Consider the following 5,228-nt stretch of genomic DNA (forward strand, 5'->3'; position numbering starts at 1 on the left):
GGATCCACCACGTCGCGTACGTCGAGAATTTGAAGCCCTTGGCGTAGTCGAACTTCTCCATCGCACGGATCAGGCCGAGGTTGCCCTCTTGGATCAAGTCGAGCAGCGGCATTCCGCGGCCGGTGTAGCGCTTGGCCAGCGACACGACCAGGCGCAGGTTCGCCTCGAGGAGGTGGGCGCGGGCCTGTTCGCCTTCGCGCACGATCTGCGCCAGATCGCGCTTGCGCGCGGGGCCGAGGCGCTTACGGGTCTGCAGCAGGTGGTTGGCATACAGGCCGGCTTCGATCTGCTTGGCCAGTTCGACTTCTTCCTCGGCATTGAGCAGCGCGGTGCGCCCGATCCCGTTGAGATACACGCGGACCAAGTCGGCCGACGGTGATTGCGCGTCGAGATCGGATTCGGTCAGAGCCGGGCGGACAGCGGTTTTCGTCGACATGTGGCCTCCTGGGGTGGTGTGGAGTGCATTCACCTTCCTCAACGCCCCCCGGGACCGGAATAGTTCCCGGGATCACACCCTGGGGCCTGAGAAGTCCCTGAGTCCTTGGGCGCTCATCGAATCGCCCAAACCCGACTCCCGGAAGCGACCTCTATTCGCCGGGCAGTGCTCGCGGGTCGGCGACCTCGGAGTCGATGACCGTGGCCGGTTCGGGTAGCGCGGGCGCAGGATGCTCGGCGTGGACGCCGTAGTGGTACTCGGCGATTTCGCCGCGCTTGCGGGCCGGGCGGTCGTTGGCGATGAGCACCGCCACCCACGGCAGCGGGATCGACACCGCCACCACGGCCAGCGCGAGCAGCCCGTTGTGGGTGGCTCCGTAGACGATGCACGCGAGGATCAACATCGGTACGCGAAAGCCCATCAGGATCAAATACCGGCGGACCCGCGCGCGATGCTGCTCCTCGGGGCTGTTCTCGGCCCGGGTGATGAGGAACGCCTCGTCGGCGGCGTGCGTGCGCATACCTCCACTGTCCCACCGCAGCGCCGTCGATGCACCCCCGGGTGGTTGGCGACCGCTGATCGAGCCGTCACAATGGATCCATGGCTACCGAGACGATTGAACGGCCCGAGGTCGACGAGACCACCGAGGACGGCACCGACATCCCCAAGGTCTTCCACTACGTGAAGAAGGACAAGATCGCCGAGAGCGCCGTCATGGGCAATCACGTTGTCGCGCTGTGCGGCGAGGTCTTCCCCGTCACCGCGGCCCCCAAGCCGGGCTCGCCGGTGTGCGAGAAGTGCAAGAAGATCTACGACAAGATGCGCAAGGGCTGATCACTCCCGGTTGCGGCGCGTGCCGATCGGTCCCGTGCCGAACTTGGCCGGCAGGGCCTTGATGCCGTCGGTGATGCCTTCGGCCAGTTCGGCGCGCTGCTCGTCGAGCCAGTGTCGGGCCCGGACCCCGCGGCTCGGCGACGCTGGCCAGATCGACTCGATGGTCGCATTGAACTCGGCGCCCACGACGATCGCGAATCCGAGGAAGAACGCGAAGAGCAGGAATGCGATCGGCGTGGCCAGCGCCCCGTAGGTGTAGCCGCTGCGGGCCAGTGCCGTCAGATAGAGGCGCAGCACGTACGTCGCGATCCAGAAGACCGTCGCCGCGAGCAGTGCGCCGGGCAGCAGTCGGTGCCAGGGCAGGGGATGGCGCAGTGCCCAGTGGTAGAGCGTCGTCAACATGAAGACCAGCACCAGGCCGACGAAGGGGAAGTAGCCGACATCGATCACGGTCCCAACCATCGGGCTCCACGATCGGGGGACCATCTGGTTCAGCAGGGTCGGGCCGATCGCGACCAGCGGCAGCACGATGACGGCCCCGGCGAGGAAGAGGATGTAGACGAGCAGCGCGAAGATGCGCTGCCACACCGGATTGCGCACGTCCTGTTGGTGGTGGGCGGTGGTGATCGCGGCGATGTAGCAGGACATCGCCGACGAGCCGGCCCACAGCGAGATCACGAAGCTCACCGACGTGACTCCGGCACGGCCGCGGCTCAGCATGCTGTCGAGCGTGGGCGCGATCAGATCGGCGACGACATCGGTGGTGAAGGTCCGCTCGGCGAAACCGAGGATGCGGTCGTGGATGATCGTCGCGAGGTCCGGGTTGAGCCAGCCGAGGAAATAGCCGATGCTGCCCAATAGGCCCAGGAGCAGCGGTGCGAAGGACAGTGCCTGCCAGAACGCGGCTTGGGCCGACCACCCGATGATCCCGTGGTCCCACGCGGCGACGATCGTGCGCCACACGAGGCGGGGAAGCCTGCGAAAGACGCCCTGGTCCGCCGCCGGTGCGGCGTCCTGCCCGTCGGCGGTCTCGACGTCGAGGCGTTCGGTTTCCGCGTCGGCGTCATCGTCGACGGGAAGGGGAGCACGGTCATCGGTCATCGCGTGGTCCACCTTTCCCGATCCCCGCGCTGGGCCGTGTGCGCCGCGCCGTGCTGCGGCGCCACTAGTAGACTCAGACAGGTTGTCCGGCCGCTAGAGGAGTGTATTCGCGCGTGACGTCTGAAGCTGTTTCAGCCATGCCGTTGCGCGCGTGGCAGCGCCGCGCGCTCACCAAGTACCTCACCGAAAAGCCGCGGGACTTCCTCGCCGTCGCCACGCCCGGCGCCGGGAAAACGGCCTTCGGCCTGCGTATCGCCGCGGAGCTGTTGGCCGATCGGACGGTCGAGGCGATCACCGTCGTCGCGCCCACCGAACACCTCAAGCACCAGTGGGCGGCTGCGGCGGCGCGGGTGGGGATTGCGCTTGACTCGAACTTCTCCAATTCGACGGGGGCGACCAGCTCCGACTACAACGGCGTAGTCGTGACCTATGCGCAGGTCGCGTCGCATCCCTCGCGCCACCGGGTCCGGACCGAGAACCGCAAGACCCTGGTGATCCTCGACGAGGTGCACCACGCCGGCGACGCCAAGTCCTGGGGCGACGCGATCAACGAGGCCTTCTCCGACGCGACACGGCGTCTTTCGCTCACCGGTACGCCGTTTCGGTCCGACGATTCGCCGATCCCGTTCGTCACCTACGAGCCCGAGCCCGGCGGGGGTGCCCGGTCCAAGGCGGACCACGCCTACGGGTACTCCGACGCACTGGCCGACGGCGTCGTCCGACCGGTGGTGTTCCTGGCGTACTCGGGCCAGGCCAGCTGGCGGACCAGCGCCGGTGAGGAATACACGGCCCGTTTGGGTGAGCCGCTGTCCGCAGAGCAGACCGCCCGCGCCTGGCGCACCGCTCTCGACCCGCACGGCGACTGGATCCCCGCGGTACTGCGCGCCGCACACACCCGGCTGTCGCAGCTGCGGGCCTCGGGCGTCCAGGACGCCGGTGGGCTGGTGATCGCGACCGATCAGGCAGTCGCGCGCGACTACGCCGAACTACTCACCGAGATCTCCGGGACCCGCGTCGCGCTCGTGCTCTCCGACGATCCGGGGTCCTCGGCGCGCATCGCGTCGTTCGCCGAATCTGACGACATGTGGATGGTTGCGGTGCGCATGGTGTCGGAGGGAGTCGACGTGCCCCGACTGGCGGTCGGCGTCTACGCCACCAGCGCGGCCACCCCGCTCTACTTCGCCCAGGCGATCGGCCGCTTCGTGCGGTCCCGGCGACCGGGGGAGACGGCCAGCGTGTTCCTGCCGTCGGTCCCCGTCCTGCTGGAGTTGGCCAGCCAGCTCGAGGCGCAGCGCGACCACGTGCTGGGCAAGCCCCATCGGGAAGAGGGCTTCGACGACGAGGCGCTGCGCGACGCGAACGCCACCGCAGACGAGGCGGGGGAGGACGAGCCGGCATTCCAGTCGCTGCACGCCGACGCCGAGCTGGACCAGGTCATCTTCGACGGTTCGTCGTTCGGCACTGCGACCTACGCCGGCAGCGACGAGGAGTCCGATTACCTGGGCCTGCCCGGCCTGCTCGATGCCGATCAGGTGCGCGAGCTCCTGTCGCGCCGCCAAGCCGAGCAACTCACCAAGCGCGCCGCCGTGGGTACCCCGAATCCTCGGGAGGGCGCGGCGACCAACGGTGCCGCCGCGGCGACCCTGCTGTCGCTGCGCAAGGAACTCAATTCGCTGGTCGCCCTGCACCACCACCGCACTGGCAAAGCCCACGGCACCGTCCATCGCGAGTTGCGCGAACGGCTGGGGGGACCGCCGACGGCCATGGCTTCGGCCGAACAGCTGACCGAGCGCATCGCGGCGCTGCGCGAGTGGCGCTGAGCCACTCGCCGTGGCTGACCTCCGGCCGCGAGCCCGACCCGTTAACGACGGCGACGCCGCGAGTCGATGACTCGCGGCGTCGCTGCCGGTATTCGGGTCGCGCACGTGGCGCAGGGGGGATCGGACCTGCTGTCAGACCAGTTCTGCAGCCGGCTCGATGATCGTGGCGCCGAGCTCGACGAGCCCCGCCTCGTGCTCGGTGAAGTGGTGGCGGCAGAACAGCAGTTCGCTGCCCGACGGCATTACGGCGACGACCTTGGCGGCCGCGCTGCAGCGGTCGCAGCGATCGACAGCGGTCAGAATTGTCGTGGCACTCGTAGCGGTGGTGGACATTGGTTCCTCCGTCCCGGGCGAGCAATCGTCCCTCGTGACAAGTAGGCGAGGAGATCCGCCTCCTCACACTCTGTCAGACGTTTTCGGGTTGTGGATTGTTCCCGGGGCCCGGTGTGTCGGATCCCACTCTGTCCAAACAGTGCCGGTCGGCCCTGTTTTCGGCCGATTAGTCCAGGTAATCGCGCAAGACCTGTGACCGTGACGGGTGGCGCAGCTTGCTCATCGTCTTCGATTCGATCTGGCGGATTCTTTCGCGGGTCACGCCGTAAACCTGGCCGATCTCGTCGAGCGTGCGCGGCTGGCCGTCGGTCAGGCCGAACCGCAGCCGGACCACGCCGGCCTCGCGCTCCGACAGCGTCTCGAGGACCGATTGCAACTGGTCCTGCAGCAGCGTGAAGCTGACCGCGTCGACTGCGACGATCGCCTCGGAGTCTTCGATGAAATCGCCGAGCTGGCTGTCACCCTCGTCGCCGATGGTCTGGTCCAGCGAGATCGGCTCACGCGCGTACTGCTGGATCTCCAGCACCTTCTCCGGCGTGATGTCCATCTCCTTGGCGAGTTCCTCGGGAGTGGGCTCGCGACCGAGGTCCTGCAGCAGCTCGCGCTGAATGCGCCCGAGCTTGTTGATGACCTCGACCATGTGGACCGGGATGCGGATGGTGCGCGCCTGGTCGGCCATGGCGCGCGTGATGGCCTGGCGGATC

General features: G+C 67.9%; 7 protein-coding genes. 2 read left to right on the forward strand and 5 right to left on the reverse strand.

The window, feature by feature from the left end; translation table 11 throughout:
* Together B4L26_RS14180 and B4L26_RS14185 are read right to left on the reverse strand one after the other, a co-directional pair.
* Positions 1-436 (reverse strand): sigma-70 family RNA polymerase sigma factor (locus B4L26_RS14180; protein ID WP_290719710.1); only part of this gene is annotated, 436 nt, incomplete at its 3' end.
* A 151-nt stretch (positions 437-587) separates the two neighbouring features.
* Positions 588-956 (reverse strand): DUF3099 domain-containing protein, encoded by a 369-nt coding sequence (locus tag B4L26_RS14185; RefSeq protein ID WP_290719711.1) that lies wholly within the window; start codon positions 954-956, stop codon positions 588-590.
* Positions 957-1,036: 80 nt separating this feature from the next.
* Between B4L26_RS14185 and B4L26_RS14190 the strand changes: the two genes are divergently transcribed.
* Positions 1,037-1,270, forward strand: coding sequence for a DUF3039 domain-containing protein (locus B4L26_RS14190; protein WP_290719713.1), 234 nt, complete (start codon positions 1,037-1,039; stop codon positions 1,268-1,270).
* On the opposite strand, the gene B4L26_RS14195 is transcribed toward B4L26_RS14190, so the two are convergent.
* Positions 1,271-2,371, reverse strand: a complete 1,101-nt coding sequence (locus B4L26_RS14195) for a YihY/virulence factor BrkB family protein (protein ID WP_290719714.1) — start codon at positions 2,369-2,371, stop codon at positions 1,271-1,273. It lies immediately after the preceding gene.
* Between the two features lie 137 nt (positions 2,372-2,508).
* On the opposite strand from B4L26_RS14195, the gene B4L26_RS14200 reads away from it, so the two are divergent.
* Positions 2,509-4,191, forward strand: a complete 1,683-nt coding sequence (locus B4L26_RS14200; RefSeq protein WP_290719723.1) for a DEAD/DEAH box helicase — start codon at positions 2,509-2,511, stop codon at positions 4,189-4,191.
* A 132-nt stretch (positions 4,192-4,323) separates the two neighbouring features.
* On the opposite strand, the gene B4L26_RS14205 is transcribed toward B4L26_RS14200, so the two are convergent.
* The gene (locus B4L26_RS14205; RefSeq protein ID WP_290719717.1) at positions 4,324-4,524 is read right to left on the reverse strand and encodes a DUF7455 domain-containing protein; all 201 of its coding nucleotides are present in this window, start codon (positions 4,522-4,524) and stop codon (positions 4,324-4,326) included.
* A 166-nt stretch (positions 4,525-4,690) separates the two neighbouring features.
* On the reverse strand, positions 4,691-5,228 hold a 538-nt coding region (locus B4L26_RS14210), incomplete at its 5' end, for a sigma-70 domain-containing protein (RefSeq protein WP_290719719.1).

It is taken from the genome of Gordonia sp. UBA7599 (assembly GCA_002477755.1).
In the GTDB taxonomy this organism is placed as follows: domain Bacteria; phylum Actinomycetota; class Actinomycetes; order Mycobacteriales; family Mycobacteriaceae; genus Gordonia.

Coding starts and splice junctions, on each gene's coding strand:
- B4L26_RS14185 (WP_290719711.1), bottom strand. CDS start 956: ATGCGCACGCACGCCGCCGACGAGGCGTTCCTCATCACCCGGGCCGAG.
- B4L26_RS14190 (WP_290719713.1), top strand. CDS start 1,037: ATGGCTACCGAGACGATTGAACGGCCCGAGGTCGACGAGACCACCGAG.
- B4L26_RS14195 (WP_290719714.1), bottom strand. CDS start 2,371: ATGACCGATGACCGTGCTCCCCTTCCCGTCGACGATGACGCCGACGCG.
- B4L26_RS14200 (WP_290719723.1), top strand. CDS start 2,509: ATGCCGTTGCGCGCGTGGCAGCGCCGCGCGCTCACCAAGTACCTCACC.
- B4L26_RS14205 (WP_290719717.1), bottom strand. CDS start 4,524: ATGTCCACCACCGCTACGAGTGCCACGACAATTCTGACCGCTGTCGAT.